1 protein-coding gene is annotated in these 260 nt (G+C 52.3%); it reads right to left on the bottom strand.

Annotated elements, in window-relative coordinates:
* Positions 1-260: hypothetical protein (locus HBA93_RS21870; protein ID WP_221724651.1), on the bottom strand; the 260-nt coding region annotated here is incomplete at both ends.

Raw genomic sequence — 260 nt, 5'->3', positions numbered from 1 at the left:
CTTCAGCACCACTGTATCCGTGTCATTTTTATTGAATGACCACGGGGCTGCCAGCGAATGTTTGCCATTGAGCGGCTGAGGCAATCTCGTAACACCCGGTGCAACGGACAGGCCGAAATAATTCACGCCGTCCATATCTTCCCGCTGTTTGTAATAATCAACCGAGAAGCGTGCCCGCTCGCCGCGCCAATCCAGCGCAACAGAGCCGATTTTCATACCGTGTTTTTCATTTTCAATGGCCGTATTGCCGTCACGCAGCA

The sequence above is a fragment of the Ochrobactrum sp. SFR4 genome, from assembly GCF_019730395.1.
Classification (GTDB): domain Bacteria; phylum Pseudomonadota; class Alphaproteobacteria; order Rhizobiales; family Rhizobiaceae; genus Pseudochrobactrum.
This window is presented reverse-complemented; position numbering and strand designations above follow the sequence as displayed.